This window comes from Nocardia sp. NPDC127579, from assembly GCF_042672005.1.
Lineage (GTDB): Bacteria > Actinomycetota > Actinomycetes > Mycobacteriales > Mycobacteriaceae > Nocardia.
The window spans coordinates 191,832-212,826 of record NZ_JBHXVZ010000011.1 but is presented as its reverse complement, the minus strand read 5'-3'; the positions used below and the strand labels follow the sequence as shown (position 1 = coordinate 212,826).

Sequence of the window (20,995 nt, the reverse complement as noted above, 5' to 3'; positions counted from 1 at the left end):
TTGTTCTGTCCCTTGGTGATTCGTCACAGTGCTCGAGTAGGCCGGGCGGCGCGCCGGGGCCGGGGTGTATCGGCCGGGGCGGCGGCAGCGTAGATTGTGTGTACCCGTCAGTAACGACAAATAAGGAGGCGACGATGCCCGCGCCTGATGCCGCAGTCTTCGAGCGACTGAGCGCGCTCGCCGCGATCGACGACCCCGCGGCCCGCGACCGCAAGCCGATCGTCGAGACCTTCACCGGCAACACGCTGGGCAGTGTGCCCGTCGGCACCGCCGCCGACGTCACCGCCGCCTTCGGCAAGGCCCGCGCCGCACAGACCCGCTGGGCCGCCACCGCGCCCGCCGACCGCGCCGCCGTCCTGAACCGCTACCGCGACCTGCTGGTGGCCCACCGTGAATCCCTCATGGACGTGGTGCAGGCCGAGACCGGCAAGGCACGCTGGGCGGCCCAGGAAGAGATCATGGGCATGATCTTCGCGGCCCGGTACTTCGCCCGGGTCGCGCCCAAGCTGCTCGCGTCGCAGTCCGTGCCCGGCGCCTTCCCGGTACTGAACCGAGCCGCGGTCACCCCGCAGCCCAAGGGCGTCGTCGGGGTCATCGCGCCCTGGAACTACCCGATGCTGCTGGCCATCGGCGACGCCATCCCGGCACTGCTGGCCGGAAACGCGGTCGTGGTCAAGCCCGACAGCCAGACCCCGTACTCGGCGCTGGCCGCCGCCGAACTGCTCTACCGGGCCGGACTCCCGCGCGACCTGCTCGCCGTGGTCCCCGGCCCCGGCACTGTGGTCGGCACCGCCATCGTCGACAGCTGCGACTACCTGATGTTCACCGGTTCCTCGGCCACCGGCCGGGCGCTGGCCCAGCAGTGCGGCGCCCGCCTGATCGGCTTCTCCGCCGAACTCGGCGGCAAGAACCCGATGATCGTCACCGCCGGCGCCGACCTCGCCAAGGCCGCCAAGGCGGCGGTACGCGCCTGCTTCTCCAACGCCGGGCAACTCTGTATCTCGATCGAACGGCTCTACGTCGAGCAGTCGGTGGCCGCGGAGTTCACCGAGAAGTTCGTCGCCGCGGTCGAGGCCGCGAAACTCGGCGCCACCTACGACTATTCGGCCGATATCGGCAGCCTCATCTCCGAATCGCAGCTCGAGACGGTGTCCAAGCACGTCGCCGACGCCACCGCCAAGGGCGCGGAGGTCCTGGCCGGCGGCAAGGCTCGCCCGGATCTGGGCCCGCTGTTCTTCGAGCCGACCGTGCTGTCCAAGGTCACCGACGAGATGACCTGCGGCCGCGAGGAGACCTTCGGCCCGCTGGTGTCGATCTACCCGGTCGCCGACGTGGAAGAGGCGATCCGGCTCGCCAACGACACCGAGTACGGCCTCAATGCCAGTGTGTGGGCGGCGAGCAAGTCCGCGGGCGAGCGGATCGCGCAGCGCCTGCACGCCGGCACGGTGTGCGTCGACGAGGGTTACGCACCCGCGTGGGGCACCACCGCCGCGCCCATGGGCGGCATGGGCATCTCCGGCGTGGGCCGCCGCCACGGCCCCGACGGCCTGCTGAAGTTCACCGAACCGCAGACCGTCGTGGTCACCCGGTTCCTGAACCTCGATGCGCCGCCGCTGGTTCCGCAGGACAAGTGGCAGCCGTTCCTGATGACGGTGGCGCGAGTCATCCGCTTCCTGCCGGGCCGCTGAGATACCGCGGGCCAGGCCGACTCGGTCTGCGGCGAGTCGGCCTGGCGCGGCAGGTAATGCACCGGTGCGAGATCGCCAAGAATCTCGCTGCCGGTCATCACCGGGTCATCCTCAGGTGAGCTCGTCCGCGCCGGTGCGCGGCGGCGGCAGCGCCGCCAGGGTGGACAGTTCGACCTCGGTCAGCAGCCGGGAGCGGATGATGAACCGCACGCCGTCCGGCGCCTCCAGCGAGAACCCGCTGCCGCGCCCCTCCACCACGTCGACGGTCAGATGCGTGTGCTTCCAGAGCTGGAACTGATCACCGCTCATCCAGAACTCGGTGTGCCAGGCCAAGTGCCCGAGCAGCACGTCCTGCGCGCCGACGTGGAACTCCCGCGCCGGGAAGCACATCGGCGAGCTGCCGTCGCAGCAACCACCGGACTGGTGGAACAGCACCGGTCCGTGCTGTTCGATCAAGCGGCGCAATACCGTACGCGCCGCGTCTGTCATACCTACCCGATGAACCCTGCTATGCATTTGGCGTATCCGGTTCTGCATCAGAAGAATCCGAGTTTGGCGGGGGAGTAGCTGACGAGCAGATTCTTGGTCTGTTGGTAGTGCTCGAGCATCATCTTGTGGTTCTCCCGCCCGATCCCGGACTTCTTGTATCCGCCGAACGCCGCGTGCGCCGGATAGGCGTGGTAGCAGTTGGTCCAGACCCGGCCGGCCTTGATGGCCCGGCCCATCCGGTACGCGGTGTTCCCGTCCCGCGTCCACACGCCCGCGCCCAGCCCGTAGAGGGTGTCGTTGGCGATCCGGACCGCTTCCGCCGTGGTGTCGAAGCGGGTCACCGCCACCACCGGTCCGAAAATCTCCTCCTGGAAGATGCGCATGGAGTTGCTGCCCTCGAAGATCGTGGGCTGGATGTAGTAGCCACCCGGCAGCCCGTCGACCTTGCGCGCTTCCCCGCCGGTCAGCACGCGGGCACCCTCCTGGCGGCCGATGTCGATGTAGGACAGGATCTTCTCGTACTGGTCGTTGCTGGCCTGGGCGCCGATCATGGTGGTGTCGTCGAGCGGATTGCCGCCGATGATCGCGCGGGTGCGTTCGACGCAGCGGGCCAGGAATTCGTCGTAGATGGAGCTGTGCACCAGCGCCCGCGACGGGCAGGTGCACACCTCGCCCTGATTCAGCGCGAACATCACGAAACCCTCGACCGCCTTGTCGAGGAATTCGTCGTCGGCGGCCATGACATCGGGCAGGAAGATATTGGGGCTCTTCCCGCCCAGTTCCAGGCTCACCGGAATGATGTTCTCGCTGGCGTACTGCAGGATCAGCCGGCCGGTGGTGGTCTCGCCGGTGAAGGCCACCTTGGCCACCCGCGGGCTGGACGCCAGCGGTTTGCCCGCCTCCACGCCGAATCCGTTGACCACGTTCAGCACACCGGGCGGCAACAGGTCGGCGATCAATTCCACCACCAGCAGAATCGACGCCGGAGTCTGCTCGGCCGGTTTCAGCACGACGCAGTTGCCCGCGGCCAGGGCGGGCGCGAGTTTCCAGGCCGCCATGAGAATGGGGAAGTTCCACGGGATGATCTGCCCGACCACGCCGAGCGGCTCGTGGAAGTGATAGGCGATGGTGTCACCATCGATCTCCGCGACGCTCCCCTCCTGAGCGCGGAGGGCGCCGGCGAAATACCGGAAGTGATCGACCGCGAGCGGTAGGTCCGCGGCGAGGGTTTCGCGCACCGGCTTGCCGTTGTCCCAGGTCTCGGCGACCGCGAGGGGTTCGAGGCTGTTCTCGATCCGGTCGGCGATCTTGTTGAGGATATTGGCGCGCTCGGTGGGCGAGGTCGCGGCCCAGCCCTCGGCGGCCTGGTGCGCGGCCTCGAGGGCCATATCGATATCGGCGGCGGTGGAACGGGCGACGGCGCAGAAGATCTCGCCGTCCACCGGGGACGGGTTGTCGAAATAACGCCCCTCGATCGGCGGCGCCCAGTCGCCTGCGATGAAGTTGTCGTAGCGGGCGGCGTATCCGACGATGGCGTTGTCGGACCCCGGCTTGGCATAGATCATGGCGCTAGCTCCTCACGGAAACATCGTGCGGCCAACTATTCCCCGCGAAGGTTGGTGCGAGGTTGGTGGAGATCAGTGGAGTGCGTCGAGAAGTCAGTGGCCACGCCGGGCCGTGTGCAGGCGGGCGCTGACGACGGCGCGGCGGACGTCGTCCTCGGGCAGCAGACGCAGCGCGTGCTCGTGGATCTCGACATCGTCGGGGCTGCGCTCGCCGAAACCGACCGCGTGCTCGGGCCGGTCGCTGGCCAGCACCGCGGTGCGCACGCCGACATCGAGATAGTCGCGCCACTCCAGGACGCCCGGTGTGTCGGAGCCGGGCAGCAGCGGGCCGCGGTAGAGCCAGACCGCGGCGCTGGTGTCGCCGGACTGGATGGCGGCCAGCAGATCCACCGCGTCGCAGGACAGCGGACCGGTGAGGGTGTAGCGGCGGTTGGCGATCTCGCCGCCGGTCGCCCGGCGCAGGTGCGAGACATCGGCTTTGAGCGTGCTGGTCGAGACCGGACGGTCGCCGTAGACCGCCGCGTGCAGCTGATCGGGGGTATAGCCGTCGGGTTCGAGCGCGAGCAGCGCCAGGATCTCGAGCTGGCGCGGCGGCAGCGGCACCGGGCGCCCGTCGCGCAGCAGGCGGGCGGTGCCCAGGCACTCCAGGCGGACGCCCGTGCGCGGCCGTGAATCGGTGGTGCGCAACATGGTTTCGGCCGCCGTGGCCAGCGCGCGGACCGAGGACATGATCGCCGGATGCGAGCGCTCCCAGCGGCTGGACAGATCGAGTACGCCGAGCACGCGCCCGTCGGGGGAGTGGATCGGCGCGGAATAGCAGACCCAGCCGTGTAGCGCGGCCACCAGGTGCTCGGCGGAGAACACGGTGACCGGGCTGTCGGTGTGCAGCGCCAGCGACAAACCGTTGGTGCCCATCTGGCTTTCGTCCCAGCAGCCGCCCGGTGCGAAGTTCACCGATTCGCCCTGGCGCCGGATGGTGCGGTCGCCGCAGGTCCACACGATGGTGCCGGTGTCGTCGGTGACCGCCGCGACGTAACCGGCATCGGAACTGATGCCCCGCAACTGTTCGGCGAGCGCCGTGATCGGGCGGCGCAGTGGGGATTCCGTCCAGCGGTCGGCGAGGTCGTCGCGGCTCGGCGCGACGGTGCGGGCCGGGTCGACGGTGTGCAGGGAACGCTCCCAGGACTGCGCTACCTCGTTGCGTAGCAGGGGAGTCGACGGCGTCAGCCGCGCAGCGGCGGTCGTGGACGTGGCCCACCTGGACCATTCCTTTTCCAGTTCTGCCCGCTGCTGGGTCAGGGTGCGGAACAGGGCCACCTCGTCAAACCTCATCGTCGGAAGGATCGAGCGACTCACATTCGTGCTCACATCATGGCGTACGCAAGCTCGCCACGCCCAACTTTCGCCGACGGGTTGCGCCGCGCTGGCCGTATGCGGTACCCGCGCGCGAGGCTAGTAAACCTCCGGCTATTCTTTGCCCGCAGCTCTATGTCAGATCGACTCACCTTTCGTGCACATTCGAACGCCTAAGGGAGCACATGGTCAGCAGGCAGGGCAGGAAGCGCCACGCGCGCAAGACATTCGGCATCGGCGTCGCCGTACTCGCGGTCTGGTGCGGCGCACCGGAGGCCACCGCGGAGACATTCCTCGCGTTACCCGACGGGAAGATCACCCGCGATCTCGGCGAGGGCACCACGGTCACGGTCCGGCTCACCGGCGAATCCGCCAAGACGAACCCGGGCGTGGTCGCGGGGCGGCGCAATCTCTGGGTGAGCGGGCGCGGCGGCGTCGAGGTCACCGGGGCCGACGCCGACACCGCGGCCATGAAGATCTATCCCGGCTATGTCGTTGCCTGCCAGGCGGATATCGAGGCGCTCTCGGCGGTCGGCAACAGTGCGATCGCGCTCGCGCCCACCGATACGCCGGATCGCTCGCGGATGCTCACCCTGGCCTCCGGCCGCACCGTCGCCCGCTATCTGCTGGATGTCCGTGCGCGCGAGGCGAGTTCGGTGCCGGGGCGGGTCTACCACCAGGTGGTCGGGCGGCAGGGCAGCGTCACCTGGACCGACGAACCGTTCAGTATCGACGGCTGCAACGGCGGTACCACGCGGGCCCGTTCGTTCGTGCGGGTCGATATCAGTACCGCGCAGGCCGAATCCCGGGTGACGCTGTGGGGCGAGCCGTTCGACGTCGGCTGAGCGCATTCGGCGCCCGTCCGAAGCGACGGGCGCCGAGGTGTCTACTTGGTGATGAATATCCCGGCCACGTCGGCGTTCGCGATCGTGGTCTCGGTATTGCGCTGGTTGCCGCAGAGCAGGTCGACCTGGAACAGCGTGGCGTCGACGACCGTGCCCGCCGGCTCGTTCTTCTCCCCGGTGCGCTGTTGGACGAACTTGGTGATGGTCATCCGCTTGGTGTCCTGGTCCTGGGTCACGTACTCCGAGCACGGAGTGTCGCCGCCGCGGTTGAGCGCCTTCTTGACGTCGGTGCAGCCGACGAGCAGCACCGCCAGGGCAACGATCGCGAAACCGGCGCCTGCCTTCATCTTTTCCTCCTGGTGACCGGGGGGCGGGACAACCCCGAGCCTAGATCACGCCTGGCCGGTCTCGAAGCGGCTGATCTTGCCGTCGTGCACGGTGAAACGCCAGTTCGTGCGCATCGAGCCCCAGCGGGAATTGGTGTAGTCGGCGACCAATTCGCGGCCGTTGTCGGCGACGGATTCGATTTTCATCCGCCCGTTGCTGTCGAAGATCTCCCGGGAGGTCCACTGGCCGATATTGCGCGCGACTCCGTCGTCGGACATGGTCGCGTCCGCGGCGAGCAGGGCGAACAACCGGTCGTGGTCGTGTGCGTTGAGCGCGTCGACGAACTCGCCGACCACTGGATCGAGCTGTGGTGCGGTCATCTGATCAACCCTTCGAATCGGCGTACGCGGGTCGGAACAGCTATTTTTCAGCACCCACTGTAGGCGCAGGCGGCTGTTAACCCGGCGCGACGCGGCGGGATGCGGACCATTGCGATCACCGATTTCCGGAGTTATTCGGTGAAATTCGATCTGTGAGTTGAGTCACTTGCGCCGCAGCTTTTTGTCGGGGTGCCGTGGCATGGTGTTCGGCATGCCTTCCACTGAATCCGCCGCGTCCGACGCTGCCGTCATCCGGATCCTCGGCGCGCGTGAACACAATCTGCGCAATGTGTCGCTGGAGATTCCCAAGAACAAGATCACGGTGTTCACCGGCGTGTCCGGCTCCGGAAAGTCCTCGATCGTTTTCGACACCATCGCCGTGGAATCGCAGCGCCAGCTCTACGCCACGTTTCCGGCCTTCATCCTGAACTTCCTGCCGCGCTACGAACGCCCGCACGCCGAGGCCATCGAGGGCCTGAACGCGCCGGTGATCATCGATCAGCAGCCGGTGGGCGGCGGACCGCGCTCCACGGTGGGCACGATGACCGACATCTACTCCATGGTGCGCGCGATGTTCGCGCGCTTCGGATCACCCACCTCGGGGCTGGTCTACGACTACTCCTTCAACGTGCCCCAGGGCATGTGCCCGGATTGCGACGGCCTCGGATTCCGCGCCCAGGCCGACCCGGATCGGCTGGTGGATCGCGCGAAGTCGTTGAACGAGGGCGCGATCCTGCTGCCGGGTTACGCACCGGGCAGCGGTGATTGGCAGCTGTACGGGAATTCCGGCCGTTTCGACCTCGACAAGAAACTCGCCGACTACACCGATACGGAATGGCAGGACTTCCTCTACGGCACCGGCGGCCAGGTGGAGCTGACCTTCGCCAAAGGCTCCTGGAAGGCGAATTACGAAGGGCTGGCGGCGAAATTCACCCGCACCCGCCTGCAACGCGACACCTCCGCGCTCAGCGCGAAGACCCGCGAGCAGATCGCCAAATTCCTCACCGAAGGCGTCTGCGGCACCTGTCACGGCGCGCGCCTGAGCGCGGCCGCGCTGGCCACGAAGATCAACGGCCGCACTATCGCCGAATGGTCGGCCATGCAGATCACCGACCTGCTGGCGGTGCTCGACGAGATCACCGACCCGGGCGCGCTCGGCCTGGCCGATGCGATCCGCACCGCGCTGCGCCGCGTCATCGATATCGGCCTCGGTTATCTGAGCCTGGACCGCGCCACCTCCACCCTGTCCGGTGGCGAGGGTCAGCGCCTGAAGATGATCAAGCACCTGTCCTCGACGCTGATCGGCCTCACCTATATCTTCGACGAGCCCAGCGTCGGCCTGCACCCGCGCGATGTCGGCCGGCTGAACGCCCTGCTGCGCGCACTGCGGGACAAGGGCAACACGGTCCTGGTGGTCGAGCACGACCCCGATGTCATCCAGATCGCCGACCACATCGTCGATGTCGGCCCGCGCGCGGGCGTGCACGGCGGACAGGTCGTGTTCCAGGGCAGTTTCGCCGATCTGCGCACGGCCGACACACCCACCGGCGCCGGACTGCGGCGGCCGTTCCGGGTCAAGGAATCCTTCCGCGCGGCCACCGGCGAACTGCGCATCGAGCACGCCGTGGTGCACAACCTGAAGGATGTCAGCGTCGGCATCCCGACCGGCATTCTCACCTCGATCACCGGCGTGGCCGGGTCGGGCAAGAGCTCGCTGATCCGGGATGTGTTCGTGCGCGAACATCCGGAGGCGATCTTCGTCGACCAGTCCGCGATCGGTGCCTCCTCCCGGTCCACGCCCGCCACCTATCTCGGCCTGATGGACCCGATCCGGAAGCTGTTCGCCAAGGCCAGCGGGCAACCGGCCGGTCTGTTCAGCTTCAACTCCGACGGCGCCTGCAAGCAGTGCGAGGGCCGCGGGGTGATCATCACCGAGATCGCCTACATGGATCCGGTGACCACACACTGTGATTCGTGCGACGGCCGCCGCTTCTCCGACGAGGTGCTGCTGCACACCCTGCGCGGCAAGTCCATCGCCGACGTGCTCGAGCTGTCGGCCGAGGCGGCGCTGGAATTCTTCACCGAAAAAGCACTGAATGCCAAGTTGCGCACCATGAACGAGGTCGGGCTCGGCTACCTGAGCCTGGGCCAGGCCATGAGCACCCTCTCGGGTGGCGAGCGTCAACGCATCAAACTCGCCACCCAGCTGGGCAATTCGGGGTCGGTCTACGTGCTGGACGAGCCCACCACCGGCCTGCACATGTCCGATGTCGACACCCTGCTGGCCCTGCTGGACAATCTGGTCGAGCGCGGCAACACCGTCGTGGTGATCGAGCACAACCTCGATGTGGTGGCGCACTCCGACTGGGTCGTCGACCTGGGTCCGGACGGTGGCAAGGCCGGCGGCGAGATCGTCTGCACCGGCACACCGGCCGAGCTGCTCGCCCATCCGACCTCGCTGACCGGCGAATACCTGCGCAAGTACAAGGCGTCCTGAGCCGGGTTCAGGGCCGGGCGCTCGCGCGCACCTCCCAGCAGGCGGCGGTGTAGCGCACCTCGTCGCCGTGCACGAACGGTTCGAAGGCGGCGCGGACGGTGTCGACGACGCGGGCACGCGTGGCGTCGTCGACACCGGGCAGCAGCGGCGCCAGCGGGCCCAGGGTGGTGAAGTACCAGACCAGCTTGTCCTCGGGCAGGACGCACTCGACCTCGATCGGCGCGACCACCACCTCGGCCCAGCCGCTCGTACGCAGGATGGCGGCGGTGCGGTCGCCGTCGGCGAGCCCGAATTGTCCGGGGGCGTCCGGGATTCGGGCCGGAATACCCGCCAGCAGCGGGGCGGCGGCGCGTTCGGCGGTGGTCATGAAAGGGTTCTCGTCGTAGCCGCGCCAGACGATGCAGCGCAGCTCGCCGCGCGCGGCACTGCGCAGATTGGTGAAGGCCCGCACCGGATCCTGGAAGAACATCACCCCGAAGCGGGACATGATCAGGTCGTATTCCGAGTCGAAGGGATGGGTCTGGGCGTCGGCCAGCAGGAAGGTCGCCGGACTGTCCTGCCCGGCGGCGCGTGCCCGGGCCGCGCCGATCATCGGCTCGGAGATGTCCAGGCCGACCACCCGGCTCGACGGCAGCGCCGCCGCGACCGCGACCGTCGTCCCGCCGGTCCCGCAGCCGATATCCAGTACCCGGTCCGGCTTGACCTCCCGCGCGGCGGCGACGAGTATCTCCTCGAACGGCCGCAGCACCTGATCGAGCACCTCCTGCGCCTCGACCCAGGCGTTGCCCGACTGCCCGTTCCACCGTGCCTGTTGCTCTTCGTTCCGCTGTGTCGCGTCCATGGCTGAACTGTTCCAGTTCAAGTCGACTAGAGGTCAAATATGGATGCACTCGATATCGCCGAGGTCGCCGAGCGCACCGGTCTTCCCGCTTCCACGCTGCGCTACTACGAGGAGAAGGGGCTGATCGCCTCGATCGGGCGGCGCGGGCTCCGGCGGCTGTTCGATCCCGATGTGCTGCAACGGCTTTCGCTGATCGTCGGGGCCGGTAACGCCGGCTTCTCGCTGGACGAGATCGGCCGGATGTTCGGAGCGGACGGCCGTCCACGGGTGACCCGGGAGCTGTTCGCGGCCAAGGCCGACGAACTCGACCGGCGCATCGCCGAACTCACCGCCATGCGCGACGGTCTGCGGCACGCCGCGGCCTGCCCGGCGCCGAGTCATCTCGAATGCCCCACATTCCGCGACATGCTGGACAACCCGCCGGTCCGGCCGCGCCGGACCTCGATTCAGGACCGGTAGGCATCGAGCCAGGCCGGGAACTCGGTGAGGTCGGCCAGCACCACGTCGGCCCCCGCCGCGCGGAGTTCGCCGGCGTCGCACGGGCCGGTCACGACGCCGACCGCGTGCGCTCGCGCGAGGCGTGCGCCCCGCATATCCCCGGTGTGGTCGCCGACGTAGATCGACGCGCCGTGTTCGCGCAACGCGCCCGCCTTGTCGGCCGACCACAGATCCCCGGCCAGCGCGTCCACCTGCCAGCCCAGTTCGTCCAGGTGAAGCCGGGCGAGCGGTCGGTGCTTGCCGGTGACCACGAGCACCCGGCCGCCGTGCGCCCGCACCGCGGCCAGCGCCGCCGCCGCGCCCGGCAGGGCCGGAACCAGCGGCACCACCGTCGGATACACCTCGCGATAACGGGCCACCAGGGCCGGAATCGACGCTTCCGGAGCGCCCGCGTCGGCCAGCAGCATGGGCAGCGGGGGACCGAGCCGGGTGGCGACCCGCGCACCCTCGATCGGCACCCCGAGTTCGGCGGCGGCGATATCGATCGCCTTGGCCACGCCGGGCTGGGAATTGATCAGGGTCATGTCGAGGTCGAAGCCGACGGTCCAGGTCACCTGGCCAACCCTAGCGGCGTGGCGCAGCGTCACCGTGTGGTGTGGCGCTCAGTCGCGGCAGCGAGTGCCGCGGGCAGGGACCCGGCCGTCGAAGAAGTAGGCCAGCACCATCTCGTCCACACACTCCGAACCGTTGTCGAAGGCGATATGCCCGCCGTGCTCGTTGACCACCAGCACCGCGTCGGCCAGTGTGTCCGCCACATTCTCGGCATCCGACAGCGGCGTCGCCGGATCGTCGGTGTTGTTGACCAGCACGATGGTCGGCGCCCCCCGGGCGGTCACCGCGGTCGACGCCCGGGTCGGCGGCACCGGCCAGAACAGGCACAGCGGCGTGCTGAACACCCGGTTCGCACCGAACAGCGGGCCCGGCACGGCGTAGTAGTCGGCGACTCGGCGCAGTTCCGCCATGATCTCGTCCTCGGATTTGGAACGGTAGGTCGCGGGATCGTCGTTGGCGCACTGGATTGCCCAGAACGCGGGGTCCGTACTGGAGAAGCGGCCGTCCGCGCCGCGCCCGACGTACCGGTCGGCCAGTTCGGCCAGCGGGGTGCCGTCACCGCGCCGCGCGGCCACGACGGCCCGCTCGAACCGCTGCTGGTAGCTGGAGTCGTAGGTGGCTTCGAACAGCCCGAGCAGCGCGAGATTCGAACCGAGCCGACGGCCGTCGTCGACCGGCAGGGGCGCGGCGTCGATCGTGTCGATGAGTGCGCGCAGGTCGCTCATGGCCGCCGCCGCGTCGGTGCCGAGTGGGCAGCCGGGGCGGGTCGCGCAGGAACTCAGCATGTCGTAGACGACCTGGTCGCGGGTCGAGAGCGGGGTCGCGGTGGGGGAGCGGCCGAATTCCTCGAAGTCCCAGCGGTCGGTGCTGTCGGCGGGGTCGTCGATCGAGTCCAGCAGCATGCGCCCGACCCGGTCCCCGAACTCCTCGGCGTAGTACAGGCCCAGTCGTGACCCGTAGGAGAAGCCGAGGTAGTTCAGCTTCTCCTCACCGAGCGCGGAGCGCAGGATGTCCATGTCCTTCGCGGCGTACTCGGTGCCGACGAACCGCAGCAGACTGCCGGTATTGCGCAGGCAGGCGGTCGCGTAGCGGCGGTGTGCCGCAGCCACTTCCGACAGCTGGGCCGGTGTGCTCGGGGTGAAGTCGGTGGCGTAGTAGCTGTCAGTGGCCGCGTCGTCCAGGCAGCGGACCCCCGCCGTGCGGCCTACGCCGCGCGGATCGAAGCCGATGAGGTCGTAGCGGCTCCGGAACCTGCGCAATCCGGTGTCGGAGGTATCGAGCGCGTCCAGCACCTGCTGATAGCCCGATTCGCCGGGACCGCCCGGGTTCATGGTCAGCACTCCGAGCCGCTGCCCGGGGGCGGTGGCGCGCAATCGGATCAGCGGCATGGTGATCGCCAGCTGGGCCGGATGCGCGTAGTCCACCGGTAGCCGGAGGTCACCGCAGTCGGCTTCGGGCCGGTCGGCGCACGGCTGCCACCGCACGCGCTGTGCGTAGTACTCGTCGATCGATGCCAGCGGTGCGGGCGCCGCCACGGGATGACCCGGCACCGTATGCCACCGTGCACACCCTGAAACCAGCAGCGTCACCAACACCCCGAGCACGCAGAACCGGCCTCGCACCCGCCCCCCCCGATCCGTTCGAAAAACCATGTCGCAGGATCTATTCTGCGGCAAACCGGACCGGCGCACGATCGCGTTTCGGTCGCGAAGGCGCGGTAGCCGGTAGGGTGGGGCGCCGACCCGCTCGATCCAGCCGTGGAGAGGGAGACCCGAATGGCAAACACGCAGTGGCGCATGCTCGGTACGACGGTATTGCTGGCCTGTGCCGCGTCCGTCGCCACCGTCACGGCGGGCCCGGCCGCGGCGGAGCCGCGGGATTGCACGGTTGATCGTTGGTGGAGCGGCGCGGCGGCGCACTGCGGCGGCGAGGGCACCTACATCCTGGAGGTCGACTGCTTCGGTGTCAGCGTCTCCGGCGGCCAGCCGTTCGGTCCCTATTTCAAGTCGGCCACCGGCCACACCGACCCGGCCTTGGATCCGATCTTCACCCACCCGCGCCGGGACTGCATGAACCCCCTGACGCTCGGCCAGATCGGGGTACCGACCGACGTTCGGATCACCCAGGTGCCCACCCGCCCGGCCCCGTCCAACGCCTACGAGTAGACCGGGCGCGGCGCGGGAGAGGTGTGGGTGCGGGCGATATCCAGGAGTTATTGTTAACTGGATATTTGCCATCAGACGAGTTCGGCCTCACATCACGAGAGGATCCGCTCATGTCCCACTCCTCGGAAACCGAGCATCCGGTGCGTCAGGGCGTTGCGATGGGCACCGCGATCGGCGCGGCCATCCTGTTGTTCACCGTCGGCCTGCTCAATCTGTTCGAAGGCATCTCGGCCGTCGCCGACGACAGTGTGTTCGTCATCGGCCCGGAGTACTCCTACAAATTCGACCTCACCGCGTGGGGCTGGATCCACATCGTCACCGGGATCCTGCTGCTGATCTGCGCGATCGGGCTGGCCACCGGCACCACCTGGGGCCGGGTCGCCGCGATCACGCTGGCCGCGATCTCGATCGTGACGAACTTCCTGTCCCTGCCCTACTATCCGGCCTGGTCGATCCTGATCATCGCCCTCGACGTGGTCGTCATCTGGGCGGTCAGCACCTGGAAGCCCGCCACCGACTGATCAGCCGCGCCCGAGATAGGGCATGCCCGTGGCCATCACGGTCAGGAACGGGACGTTGGCGCTCAGCGGCAACTCGACGGTCTGCACCACGAACCGCGCGACATCGGCGGCGGACATGGTGGGTTCCGGCGCGACGGTGCCGTCCGCCTGCAGGGCGCCCGCGGCGATCCCGGCGGTGAGGTCGGTGGCCGCGTTCCCGATATCGATCTGGCCCACCGCGATGTCGTGGGCGCGGCCCTCCAGGGCCAGTGCTTTGGTGAGCCCGGTGACGGCGTGCTTGCTCGCGGCATAGGCGACCGTGTGCGGTCGCGGGACATGCGCGGAGATCGACCCGTTGTTGATGATCCGCCCGCCCCGCGGCCGCTGGTCCTTCATGAGCCGGAAGGCGGCCTGCGCGCAGAGGAACGCACCGGTCAGATTGGTGTCGACGACTCGGCGCCAGTCCGCGACGGACACCTCCTCGACCGGAAGTGTGGGCCCGAAGATGCCCGCGTTGTTGACCAGTACGTCCAGCCGCCCCCAGCGGTCGGTGATCTGTCCGAAGAGCGTGTCCACCGACTCGGGATCGGTCACGTCGACGGGCAGTGCCGTCACCGCGCCGGGCCAGGCGGTCGCGGCGGCGGTGTCCGCCAGCGCCGCCGTGCGCCGCCCGGTCGCGACGACATGATGGCCCGCCGCGACCAGGGCGAGCGTGATCGCGCGGCCCAGCCCGCTCCCGGCGCCGGTGACGAGGACGATCTTCGAGGTGGTCACGGCTTCGAGCCTAATCCGGCTAGACCGCCGCCCGCTCGCGCTCGGCGAGGTCGGATTTCCACTGGCGGAAGCCCTCTTCGGTGCGGCCACGCCGCCAGTATCCGGAGATGGACGCGGCCCATTCGGCGGGTACGCCGCGTTCCTTGCGGATATAGGGACGCAGTTCGTGCATGACCGCGCGGGCTTCGCCGTGGATGAAGACCTGCACCTGTCCGTCCCGCCAGGGTTCGGCGCGCACCGCGGCGGTGAGCAGTTCGCCGGGCGCGGCGTCGCCGCGATGGATCCAGGTCAGCTCGACGCCCGCCGGTGTTTCGAGCGCGAGTTCGTCTGCCGGACCGGCGATTTCCACGAATACCCGGCCGAGGGCGTCGGCGGGCAGGGCGGCGATGGCGGCGGCGATGGCGGGCAGGGCGGATTCGTCGCCCGCGAGCAGATGCCAGTCGGCGTCGGGCCGTGGGGCGTAGGCGCCCGCGGGGCCCATGAGTTCGATGGTGTCGCCGGGCCGGGCGGCCGCGGCCCACGGGCCGGCGACGCCCTCGGCGCCGTGGTAGACGAAGTCGATCGCGATCTCGCCGGCGGCGGAATCGATCTCGCGCACGGTGTAGGTGCGCAGGGTCTCGCCGTCGGGGGCGGGGAACACCAGCTTCACGTAGGCGTCGGTGTGGGCGACGGGCTGGAACGAGGCGAACCCCGGTCCGCCCAGTCGCACCCGGATCAGGTGGTCGGTGAGGCGGATCGTGTTCTGGACGACGAGGGTGATGCGCGGGCGAGCCAAAAGGCACCTCCATATTAGGGTTACCTAACAGAGCCTACCCGCTGGATCGGCGCTGTGCGGACCGTAGTGGTTGCTGTCGCTGTGGACCGGATCATCGAATATCGAATTTCCTGGTCTGTCAGAGGTTTCTGCGCATTAGCTGTTGGGCATACTTGCGGCGTGGTGTTTCACTCAGGAGGCGACATGGACAGTGCGCTCGGCGAAGTACCCAATCCGCAGATGATGTCGAGCATGCAGCAGTTGATCACCGAGATCACTGCCCGCTACGGCAGCATCGATGCCTTCTGTGCCCGCCTGCACCAGCTACTCGACGAAGCCACCGACGAGATACCGCGCGTGCCCCGCGTAGAGGCGCCGCGACCGATGGCCGGTGGCCGCCACCGCCTGCGGGCGCCACACGCCTGACCGGTCAGCGATGTGGGCGCGTGACTTCACCGGGCAGCGTTCCGTTCATGACGACGCTCGAGCCGTTCCAGCTGTAGGTGATCGTGGCGGGGCCGCCCTGCGGATCGGCGAACGGCTCGTCGCCTGCCAGCCACCGGTACTCGACGGTGACCGTGTCGGCGGAATCGGCTGTCACCTGGGTGAAGGCGTACGCCTCCGAAGTGGCGGTACCCAGGTACTTTCCGTCGTGGAAGAACAGGAGATGGATCGGCGCTCCCGCCGAATTGCCGCCGACCGCCCGCACCCACAGCAGTTCCGCGCAGCTACCCGGCTGGGAGCGCGAGGTCTGCTGGGCGATCCAGCGGTCGCCGAGTCCGGCCAGGGCGTTCTGGACGCCGGTGGATTCGGGGTCGACGCAGCGTCCACGCCCCTCGATGTCGTTGTGTGCGGGCTTGTTCGGCGCGGTGATCGAGGGCTCGGTGGTCGGCGTCTCGGCCGGCTGTTGTGTGGTGCGGGGCGCACTCGAGTCCGTGGCAGTGGTGCCGGGTGTGCTGGAGTTCGCGGCGGTGGTGGCGGACGCGCTGGGGTTCGTGGCGGTGGCGCTGGTGGGCGTGGGCTGCCCGGCGCCGCTGTCGTCGGCGCAGCCGGCGAGCGTCGCCACGACGACCGTGAGAAGCGTGCACACGCGCATCAGGTGCTTCATAGCGATCCGCATGCCCGTGGTGTTGCGCCATCTGAGCCGAATTCGTAAGCGGCGCAGCTGGATTTCGATCTCGGTCGCCCCGCGTGCCGGGCCGTCCGCGGGGCCGGTCGCGCGCAGTTCGGTGTTGCGGTGGTGCTGGTCGCCGCGGCGGTGAGGCCGATCAGCGCGGGGAGGGTGAGCAAGGTGAGGCGAGCCATGGTGTCTTTCCTGGGGATTCGTCCGGTGGTACGAGAAGAGGTCTGTCCTGCTCGGTGGCGGGCAGCCGAATCCGGGGTCGGTCATCTCCGGGACCAGGGCTGCACCGGTAACAGACCGGCGGTGAGCGCCTCGGTGACCATTCCGGCCACGAGTTGTGCGAGCGCGGGGGCGCGTTCGGGGTCGTCGTCGAGCACGATCAGCCAGGCGTAGAGCGGGCCGAGCAGCAGCGCTTGCACTACCCCCGGGTCGGGGCGGCGGGCCAGTTCGCCGCGCTCGACCGCGCGATCGAGCAGAGTGGCGATGATGCCGCGCTCCACGCTCAGGTAGGTCGTCGCGAAGCGCTCGTTCAGCGCCGGATCGGCCCGGATATCGGCGAGCAGCCCGTGCAGGGTGTCGGGGCCGCTGGCGCTCACCTGTGCCGCGATCTCCTCGGTCAGGGCGCACAGATCGCCACGCAGCGATCCGGAGTCGGCGGGCGCGGATTCGTCCAGGTCGTGTAGCAGAACGGTGAACGCCATCTCCTGTTTGTTGGCGTACCGGCGGTAGATCGCGGCCCGGCTGACTCCGGCGCGGGTGGCGACGGCGTCCATGGTGAGCCCGGCGTATCCGTGGTCGGCGAGCACGGCCACCACCGCCTGCGCGATCGAGGTATCGACGCGCAGCTCACGGGGGCGTCCGCCCGCGTTCCTCGCCTTGGTCATGTCGCCAGAATACGAGATGACCAGTTCCGATATCAAGTGTCTCGTAACTATCCGAACGCGCGGGTGAACGCGTCGAACGCGCGCAGCACCGGCGTCTCGGTTCCGGTGCGCCACACCACCGTCCATCGGCACACCGGCCCGTCGGGCATCGGCACGTAGGTGATGCCCGGTCGCGCGTAGTACTGCACGCAATGCTCCTGCGCCAGCGCGACCGCCCGCCCGGCGGCGATCGTGGCGAGCATCTCCTGAAAGGTGAGCACGCGCGGGCCGCGCGGAATCCGGCGACCGGTGGGCGTGCACGGGGGAATGAGCTCGTCGGCCCAGTAGGCGGGCGCGGCGGTACCGATATCGCAGAGCGTCTGCTCGGCCAGGTCCTCCACCGAAATCGCTGTACACGTGGACAATTCGCTGCCCGTGCGCACCATGAGACGCATCGGCTCCACCAGCAGGGTGGCGCCCACGCTGAGATCGGGCTCCCGCACCGGCAGCCACACCACCTGCGCGTCGACCGCGCCCGCGCGCAGCGGCGCGAACGGGTCGGCGAAGTGCGCTTCCCGCAGGACCAGATCGACCTGCGGATACGCCGCCCCGAAGGCGGCCAGTGGTTCCGCCAGCACATGGCCGAGCGCGCCCATGATGCCGAGGGTGAGCGTGTCGGTCACCCCACGCGCCGCGGCCTGGGCCCTGCTCAGCGCCGACTCGATCAGCCTGCTGCCCTGCCGCAGCTCGGCCCGCAACTGCGCGCCGAGCGGAGTCAGCGTCACCGACCGGCTGGAGCGCAGGAACAGCGGCGCCCCGATCCGGCGTTCCTGCTTCTTGATGGCATGACTGACCCGCGATTGGGTAATCCGCAGTCGTTGCGCGGTGCGGCCGAAATGCAGCTCCTCGGCCAGGGTCAGGAAGATCTCGATGTCCCGCATCTCCACGGGTGTGCCTCCACGAATCATGATCGGAGAGTCATGGGTTGTTGCCGAAATCGTCGTTGATCAGCGCCGTCACCGCCGGTGACAGTGAATGCGCTTTATCGGCAACGACTTTCGGGAGCAACCCTTGACATTGGTCTATCTGGCCGCAGCGTTGGCTGTCGGCGGCCTGCTCGCCCTCCAGGCCTCGGTGAATCTGCAATTGGGCAAGGCGGTGGGCACGCCCTACGGCGCGTCCACCGTCCAGCTCGCGGTCTCGGCGGTCCTGCTGGCCGTCGTCGCCGCGGCCGCCGGCGGGCTGGGCGCGCTGACCGAGCTCGGCTCGGTCGAATGGTGGAAACTAGTGGGCGGCATCGCCTCTCCGATCTACATCACCAGCGCGATCGTGCTGTTCCCGCGGCTCGGCGCGCTCGCCTCGGTCGGCCTGTTCGTCACCGGGCAGATGTTCGCCTCCATCGCCCTCGATGTCGGCGGCCTGCTCGGGGTGGCGCAGCGACCGCTGGGTCCCGGCATGGTGCTGGGCGCGCTCGCGGTGCTGGCCGGGATCGTGGTCGTGATCCGCAGCCAGCTGGCCGGTGGCGCCACGCAGGCCTCGCCCGCGGCCCGGGCCGGGCTGATCGTCCTCGGACTCGTTGCGGGAGCGGTACTTCCGGTGCAGGGCGCGACCAATGCCGCACTGCGGCGCGCGCTCGACGACGCGTTCGTCACGGGTCTGTGGTCGTTCCTGGTCGCCACCGCCGCGATCGCGGTGGCACTGCTGGTGCTGGTGAGCACCGGGCGCACGCCGCGCCCGCGGTTCGCGCCGCTGCGGACGGTGCCCTGGTGGGGCTGGCTCGGCGGGCTCGCCGCGGCCACCTACGTGACCGTCACCTTCTCGGTCATCCCGCACATCGGCGCCGCCACCACCATCGCGCTGACCGTCACCGGGCAGCAGCTGGCCTCGGCCGCCATCGACCACCGGGGCTGGTTCGAGCTGCCGGCAAAGCCCATCACGGCCGGGCGGCTGGGCGGACTCGCCGCGTTGATCATCGGCTGCGGGCTCGTGCAGCTGGCGTGAGGCCGGCGTCCTCGGAACCGGTTCTCCCGCGCGATCCGGGCGCTGATCGACCGGTCGGCAGCGCCCGGTCCCGCGGCGCGGGTCGGCGTGCGATAGCAGCGCCGTGCTGCCGCAGGCGGCAGTGCGATACCGGAGTCTCATGGTCGCCGAGCCTAAGCAAGACCGGTCGGCGGGTATCGCACCGACCGGCGGCCGGTGCCCAATCATGCTGCGGTAGGTTGTGTTTCGTGACCACCGCGACAGCGGCGGACAGACTCGGGCCAGCGGTCCCACGGTGGCTGCCCGAGCGGACCCGACCGCGTCCTGACGCGCGGTGATTCCCGCTGCTGTCCGCACGGCCATCCCGCTTGGGATGGGCCACCCTGTCGGGTCCATCGGCTCCGCAGGCGCCGGCGCTCAACACCTCCGGCACCTACCTCGGAATTTCGCTCGGTGGATTACCGAATCCGTGTGGCGGTCCGATCCCGCCGAATCGAGATTCCCGATCGGCCAGCACTGCGGACGGCGGGGTGCAAGACTCGAATTCGGCGGTTTCGGTGGATCAGGAGCTTGTGGTGGCAGCTGAGCGTGGGACATGGAAAGACTTCGCGACCTGGCTGGTGGTCGGCCTCGTTCTCGGAGTGCCATTCCTGATCTGGGGTTTCTCGACGATGAACGATGTGCCGACCTGTGGCGGATCGGAGATGGGGCCGACCTCGCAGTGCAAGCGGGTCGGGAGTTCGTCGACCGTCGACTACGAGGGCAGGCGCGCGGCCAACCTTCGGACAGGTCTGTTCTTGATGGCCATGGGCGGCGGGTGCGTGCTGTTCTGCAGCTACAAGGGCTACCGGGCGGTCTCGTCGGAATGATCCGCGCGCGGGAATGCGGAGGGACGGGATGGTGTTCGATGGTGATATGTCGCAGCGACTGACGATCATGGCTGTCCATGCCCATCCGGATGACGAAGTGCTCAATACCGGCGGCCTCTTCGCGCGATACGCCGAGGAGGGGATCCGCACGGTGCTGGTGACCTGCACCAACGGGGAGCAGGGGGATGGGCCCGGTGGCGTGAAACCCGGTGCGCCGGGCCATGATCCGGCCGCGGTGGCCGCGCAGCGACTCGGCGAGCTCCGGGCATCGGCGGGGTTGCTGGAGATCGAGCACGTGGAACTGCTGGGCTATCGGGATTCGGGAATGGACGGCTGGGACGCGAACGCCGATCCGCGGGCCTTCGCCAATGTGCCGGTAGCGGCCGCGGCCGCCGAACTCGCTGCGCTGATCGAGAAGTACCGCCCGCAGGTGCTGGTCACCTACGACGAGCAGGGCGGCTACGGGCATCCGGATCACATTCAGGCGCACCGCATCGCCGTCGCCGCCACCGAGTCCACCGGAATTCCGGACAAGCTGTACTACGCGGCCATGCCCCGCGAACCTGCCCGCGAGATGTTCGCCGCAGCCAAGGCCAACGGCATGGATATGGGCGACTTCGAACCACCGGAGGATTTCGGCACGCCCCTGGCCGAGATCACCGCGGTCATCGACGTCGCCGCCTACACCCGCCGCAAGGTGAAGGCGCTGGAGGCGCACGGCAGTCAGGGCGACGGCGCGTTCTTCCTCGGTCTCCCGGAGGCGATCCAGAACCTCATCCTCGGCTCCGAATACTTTGTCCGGCAACACAACCGCGTCGCCGACGCCCCCGACCGGGAGACCGACCTGTTCGCCGGGCTGCGCTGAGCCCGCAGCCGGCGCTCGATACCGAGAGCTGGGCTAGGCTGGCCTGGTAGACACGCATGTCGGGGAG

23 protein-coding genes are annotated in these 20,995 nt (G+C 68.9%); 10 read left to right on the top strand and 13 right to left on the bottom strand.

All coding sequences use genetic code 11. The annotated features are described in order from the left end of the window. Window positions 1-98: 98 nt before the first annotated feature. Window positions 99-1,688, top strand: coding sequence for a succinic semialdehyde dehydrogenase (locus tag ACFVMC_RS30645; RefSeq protein ID WP_379216057.1), 1,590 nt, complete (start codon window positions 99-101; stop codon window positions 1,686-1,688). A gap of 111 nt (window positions 1,689-1,799) precedes the next feature. On the opposite strand, the gene ACFVMC_RS30640 is transcribed toward ACFVMC_RS30645, so the two are convergent. The 3 genes from ACFVMC_RS30640 to ACFVMC_RS30630 form a co-directional block, all read right to left on the bottom strand. Next, window positions 1,800-2,204, bottom strand: coding sequence for a DUF779 domain-containing protein (locus tag ACFVMC_RS30640; protein WP_379216055.1), 405 nt, complete (start codon window positions 2,202-2,204; stop codon window positions 1,800-1,802). A 20-nt stretch (window positions 2,205-2,224) separates the two neighbouring features. Further along, window positions 2,225-3,742 carry an aldehyde dehydrogenase family protein gene (locus ACFVMC_RS30635; protein WP_379216053.1) on the bottom strand — a complete coding sequence of 506 codons (1,518 nt, stop codon included), beginning with the start codon at window positions 3,740-3,742 and terminating at the stop codon, window positions 2,225-2,227. Between the two features lie 93 nt (window positions 3,743-3,835). After that, window positions 3,836-5,074 (bottom strand): GAF domain-containing protein, encoded by a 1,239-nt coding sequence (locus ACFVMC_RS30630; RefSeq protein ID WP_379216051.1) that lies wholly within the window; start codon window positions 5,072-5,074, stop codon window positions 3,836-3,838. Between the two features lie 206 nt (window positions 5,075-5,280). On the opposite strand from ACFVMC_RS30630, the gene ACFVMC_RS30625 reads away from it, so the two are divergent. Beyond that, window positions 5,281-5,940, top strand: coding sequence for an MspA family porin (locus tag ACFVMC_RS30625; RefSeq protein WP_379216049.1), 660 nt, complete (start codon window positions 5,281-5,283; stop codon window positions 5,938-5,940). 41 nt (window positions 5,941-5,981) lie between these two features. Here the strand turns inward: ACFVMC_RS30625 and ACFVMC_RS30620 are convergent, their stop codons facing one another. Further along, a complete protein-coding gene (locus ACFVMC_RS30620) occupies window positions 5,982-6,287 on the bottom strand; it encodes a hypothetical protein (RefSeq protein ID WP_379216048.1) in 306 nt (101 codons plus the stop codon). A gap of 45 nt (window positions 6,288-6,332) precedes the next feature. Continuing rightward, on the bottom strand, window positions 6,333-6,647 hold the full coding sequence (locus tag ACFVMC_RS30615; protein WP_379216046.1) for a nuclear transport factor 2 family protein: 315 nt from the start codon (window positions 6,645-6,647) through the stop codon (window positions 6,333-6,335). 211 nt (window positions 6,648-6,858) lie between these two features. Here ACFVMC_RS30615 and ACFVMC_RS30610 point away from each other — a divergent pair, with 211 nt between their 5' ends. Further along, window positions 6,859-9,144 (top strand): ATP-binding cassette domain-containing protein, encoded by a 2,286-nt coding sequence (locus ACFVMC_RS30610; RefSeq protein WP_379216044.1) that lies wholly within the window; start codon window positions 6,859-6,861, stop codon window positions 9,142-9,144. Between the two features lie 7 nt (window positions 9,145-9,151). On the opposite strand, the gene ACFVMC_RS30605 is transcribed toward ACFVMC_RS30610, so the two are convergent. Further along, on the bottom strand, window positions 9,152-9,985 hold the full coding sequence (locus tag ACFVMC_RS30605) for a class I SAM-dependent methyltransferase (RefSeq protein WP_379216043.1): 834 nt from the start codon (window positions 9,983-9,985) through the stop codon (window positions 9,152-9,154). 39 nt (window positions 9,986-10,024) lie between these two features. On the opposite strand from ACFVMC_RS30605, the gene ACFVMC_RS30600 reads away from it, so the two are divergent. Next, window positions 10,025-10,444 carry a helix-turn-helix domain-containing protein gene (locus tag ACFVMC_RS30600; RefSeq protein ID WP_379216041.1) on the top strand — a complete coding sequence of 140 codons (420 nt, stop codon included), beginning with the start codon at window positions 10,025-10,027 and terminating at the stop codon, window positions 10,442-10,444. Here ACFVMC_RS30600 and ACFVMC_RS30595 read toward each other — a convergent pair. Next, window positions 10,432-11,037 (bottom strand): HAD family hydrolase, encoded by a 606-nt coding sequence (locus tag ACFVMC_RS30595; protein ID WP_379216039.1) that lies wholly within the window; start codon window positions 11,035-11,037, stop codon window positions 10,432-10,434. The two genes, ACFVMC_RS30600 and ACFVMC_RS30595, sit on opposite strands and share 13 nt — an antisense overlap. A 48-nt stretch (window positions 11,038-11,085) precedes the next feature. After that, window positions 11,086-12,585 carry an alpha/beta hydrolase gene (locus ACFVMC_RS30590; RefSeq protein WP_379216037.1) on the bottom strand — a complete coding sequence of 500 codons (1,500 nt, stop codon included), beginning with the start codon at window positions 12,583-12,585 and terminating at the stop codon, window positions 11,086-11,088. 225 nt (window positions 12,586-12,810) lie between these two features. Between ACFVMC_RS30590 and ACFVMC_RS30585 the strand changes: the two genes are divergently transcribed. Continuing rightward, window positions 12,811-13,200 carry a hypothetical protein gene (locus ACFVMC_RS30585; RefSeq protein WP_379216035.1) on the top strand — a complete coding sequence of 130 codons (390 nt, stop codon included), beginning with the start codon at window positions 12,811-12,813 and terminating at the stop codon, window positions 13,198-13,200. Between the two features lie 110 nt (window positions 13,201-13,310). Next, the gene (locus tag ACFVMC_RS30580; protein ID WP_379216033.1) at window positions 13,311-13,721 is read left to right on the top strand and encodes a hypothetical protein; all 411 of its coding nucleotides are present in this window, start codon (window positions 13,311-13,313) and stop codon (window positions 13,719-13,721) included. Here ACFVMC_RS30580 and ACFVMC_RS30575 read toward each other — a convergent pair whose 3' ends face one another. Continuing rightward, a complete protein-coding gene (locus tag ACFVMC_RS30575) occupies window positions 13,722-14,474 on the bottom strand; it encodes an SDR family oxidoreductase (RefSeq protein WP_379216031.1) in 753 nt (250 codons plus the stop codon). Between the two features lie 19 nt (window positions 14,475-14,493). Then, on the bottom strand, window positions 14,494-15,249 hold the full coding sequence (locus tag ACFVMC_RS30570; RefSeq protein WP_379216029.1) for a siderophore-interacting protein: 756 nt from the start codon (window positions 15,247-15,249) through the stop codon (window positions 14,494-14,496). 183 nt (window positions 15,250-15,432) lie between these two features. Between ACFVMC_RS30570 and ACFVMC_RS30565 the strand changes: the two genes are divergently transcribed. Further along, window positions 15,433-15,654, top strand: coding sequence for a hypothetical protein (locus ACFVMC_RS30565; RefSeq protein ID WP_379216028.1), 222 nt, complete (start codon window positions 15,433-15,435; stop codon window positions 15,652-15,654). Window positions 15,655-15,658: 4 nt separating this feature from the next. Here the strand turns inward: ACFVMC_RS30565 and ACFVMC_RS30560 are convergent, their stop codons facing one another. The 3 genes from ACFVMC_RS30560 to ACFVMC_RS30550 form a co-directional block, all read right to left on the bottom strand. After that, complete coding sequence (locus ACFVMC_RS30560) at window positions 15,659-16,336, bottom strand: LppP/LprE family lipoprotein (protein WP_379216026.1); 678 nt, start codon at window positions 16,334-16,336, stop codon at window positions 15,659-15,661. 278 nt (window positions 16,337-16,614) lie between these two features. Continuing rightward, entirely contained in the window at window positions 16,615-17,235 is a 621-nt protein-coding gene (locus tag ACFVMC_RS30555) for a TetR/AcrR family transcriptional regulator (protein ID WP_379216024.1), read from the bottom strand. 47 nt (window positions 17,236-17,282) lie between these two features. After that, a complete protein-coding gene (locus ACFVMC_RS30550; protein ID WP_379216022.1) occupies window positions 17,283-18,182 on the bottom strand; it encodes a LysR family transcriptional regulator in 900 nt (299 codons plus the stop codon). A gap of 103 nt (window positions 18,183-18,285) precedes the next feature. Between ACFVMC_RS30550 and ACFVMC_RS30545 the strand changes: the two genes are divergently transcribed. The 3 genes from ACFVMC_RS30545 (at window position 18,286) to ACFVMC_RS30535 (ending at window position 20,928) form a co-directional block, all read left to right on the top strand. Further along, window positions 18,286-19,215 carry a DMT family transporter gene (locus ACFVMC_RS30545; RefSeq protein WP_379216020.1) on the top strand — a complete coding sequence of 310 codons (930 nt, stop codon included), beginning with the start codon at window positions 18,286-18,288 and terminating at the stop codon, window positions 19,213-19,215. Between the two features lie 554 nt (window positions 19,216-19,769). Beyond that, entirely contained in the window at window positions 19,770-20,063 is a 294-nt protein-coding gene (locus ACFVMC_RS30540) for a hypothetical protein (protein WP_379216018.1), read from the top strand. A 28-nt stretch (window positions 20,064-20,091) separates the two neighbouring features. Further along, entirely contained in the window at window positions 20,092-20,928 is an 837-nt protein-coding gene (locus ACFVMC_RS30535; protein ID WP_379216016.1) for a PIG-L family deacetylase, read from the top strand. Window positions 20,929-20,995 lie beyond the last annotated feature (67 nt).